Source organism: Halomonas sp. 3D7M (assembly GCF_014897885.1).
Classification (GTDB): Bacteria; Pseudomonadota; Gammaproteobacteria; order Pseudomonadales; family Halomonadaceae; genus Vreelandella.
Map to the genome: position 1 here is coordinate 1 of NZ_JABUZF010000057.1, position 2411 is coordinate 2411.

General features: G+C 51.1%; 2 protein-coding genes and 1 pseudogene. All 3 read right to left on the reverse strand.

Annotation, left to right across the window (positions count from 1 at the left end; all coding sequences use genetic code 11):
- Positions 1-367, reverse strand: a pseudogene (locus INT22_RS01670) (BREX-1 system phosphatase PglZ type A); the annotation flags it as partial.
- On the reverse strand, positions 368-1114 hold the full coding sequence (locus INT22_RS01675) for a hypothetical protein (RefSeq protein WP_193059744.1): 747 nt from the start codon (positions 1112-1114) through the stop codon (positions 368-370).
- The gene (locus INT22_RS01680) at positions 1080-2276 is read right to left on the reverse strand and encodes an AAA family ATPase (protein ID WP_193059743.1); all 1197 of its coding nucleotides are present in this window, start codon (positions 2274-2276) and stop codon (positions 1080-1082) included. The genes INT22_RS01675 and INT22_RS01680 overlap by 35 nt, the downstream gene beginning before the upstream one ends.
- Between the last annotated feature and the right edge of the window lie 135 nt (positions 2277-2411).

The window sequence follows — 2411 nt, forward strand, 5'->3', positions numbered from 1 at the left end:
CCTGCCGCTGCGCCAAGTGCTCGCGCAGCACATGGCGGGTTAGGCCCAGCTCGTTGAAAATCATCGAAACGCGGTCGGCGTAAAAGCGGCCAGAGTACAGCTTAATATCCAGCAGCCAGTCCTCTTCTGGGGCTGGCTCGGCGGAGGGAAAGTAGAGCAACGTGGGCATTTCCGGCTCTTCCAGCTCCAGGCGTAGCTTCACGCCAAGGGTGGACTCCCCCGCCATATTGATCACCTGAACGCCTTTCAGCGCGAGCTCATTCAGCGAATCCGCAAAGTGGCCAGGGGCGTCGTACCAGAAGACAATCCGATGGCGGTCGGTGAAGAAGGCGTGTTGTAAGCCCTGCTGGAGTTGGTCGAGCTGCATCTAGCCTCCTTGCCGAATAATCAAGTTCAGAACTGCTTCCACCCGGTGCTTAAAGACATCTAGAGAAGGCATGTCGATATTTTCCCACTGTATATTTCCGTCTTTGGCAGTTTCAGCTAACTCATCTGCCGAAGTTTGCCCCTGGAGCGCCGCATCAAGCTTCATTTTAAGTGAATTGGGGCTGTCATCATTGCCCGAGGCTTGCTCCAGCGCAGCGCAATGCTGGTAAGGAGACTCTGGCTTCAATGCACATAACAACCAAGCTTCGGATTTAGGCCTAGGAATCATAGCTACGCCATGTGGAAAACCTTCCGCCTCAAAGCCTTGCAGCACGGAGTCATATTTCGTTTGCCAGTCACCACGCCCAGCAGATGCCGTGCCGTCACTATCGCGAAATAGCACCGCAATCACGTCGTCATCAATCTCATCAGCCAATACTTGTGCACACTGCGCTAATGCACGCGCATTATTAAAGTAGTAACTCGTTTCTTTAGCGCGTTTTTTACCCGGCAAACGGCTAGGCTTCTTGACGGCGGATGGCCTTGTCGCAACCAGGTGCTGCTCACTCACAAAGCTAACAAGTCCGGCTTGAAGGTGAGAGAACTCATAGCCCTGCACCCGTTCTACCCACTGATCCACCAGCCATGCCATTGGCCCCGGCTTAAACGTTTCCACGCTGCAGGTTTTTGCCGCTGGGTAGCACACGCCTATATCACTTGGGCCTTCGCCGCTTAGCAGCAGATGCATCCTTGCCCCCCTTAGCGCTAAGCGATTGAATTTCAGTGGCTAACTCCGTTAGCTGAGTATCAATAAACGCCTCACCCGGCCCCATAAACCGCAGTTTCTCAGCCAGTGAAGGTATTTCAAACAGACGTATTGACTGGGTCGCCCCTTTGGCATTTTTATACAGATAAATAACGCCCTGCTTGGCAACCTCGTCTTCCAGATAGTTGAGAATAACGGGGCTGTGTGTGGTCACCATCACTTGGTGTTCGCTCTCAACCAGTGCATCTACCAAAAACTCGACAAGCTCTGGGTTAATGCCGTTTTCAATTTCATCGAATAACAAAAAATGCTCATCAGACGCTAACTGTGAGAGCACCGCCAGTAGGCGTAGTAAACCATCGTTAACATGGCGCGCAGGCGTGTTCAGTACCTTGCCATTAAACTGCTCGGCAATATCTAAGTGTTTCCAACCAGAGCGGAGCGAGCGAGTATCAATACTGGCCAGTTGAGGGTAGGCATGCTGCAGTCTCTCCAACAGCCGCTGACGAACCTCACCACCCTGCTCGTGCAGATACGCCGATAGTTTTTGACCGCCCAAGCCTAAATGTCCTGCGGAATCTCGCGCACGTTGACGAAGATGTTCCGGCGAAAGTAAATCTAGTGAACGGATGTTTGTCAGCGACTCTTTTAACACCTGAAGCTCATGAACAAGGTGGTTGTGTTTGACACGAGACAGAATCGAGCCCTGATAATCAAACATGATGACTTGACTTTCTTGGCGCCAACTTACTGGGCCAAAGCCTCTGTCGAGAAAAAATTCGCCGTCTTCTACTTTTAGCAGTTGCTTTTCTCCGCTAATAACTTCTTCTTTTGTACAGCGCAGAGAATGACGATTAAAGCTAGCCGACCATTCGATCAAAACGTGCTCTTCCGTCTCAATCTGAACCGAAATGTCGATATTTTGCTTCGCTGTCAGCTTCGAACCCAGGTCTCGCGGCTCCCATTGGCGCTGTTCTAACCAGCCATCAATATCACCGCGCATCTGCTGCGAGATAAAATCCAACGCCTGAAGTACGGTCGATTTTCCCGCACCGTTAAGCCCCACCAAGCAGCTAAAACGCGACAAGCCTATTTCAAAATCAACCAACGATTTGAAATTATCGATACGTATGTGATGAATCATCTGGATGTCACCCCTATACAATTTGCGCTGCTGTCACCCATTAGGTTTGAAGCTCCACTTCCACCGCTGACTCATCCCCACAGTGAATGAAAAAGCACCCTTTGGCGGTACGCGAGGATGAGAGCTTAAACCAGC

Bases quoted from the DNA above. Each gene is read 5' to 3' on its own strand.
- INT22_RS01675 (WP_193059744.1), bottom strand. From the start codon at position 1,114: ATGCATCTGCTGCTAAGCGGCGAAGGCCCAAGTGATATAGGCGTGTGC.
- INT22_RS01680 (WP_193059743.1), bottom strand. From the start codon at position 2,276: ATGATTCATCACATACGTATCGATAATTTCAAATCGTTGGTTGATTTT.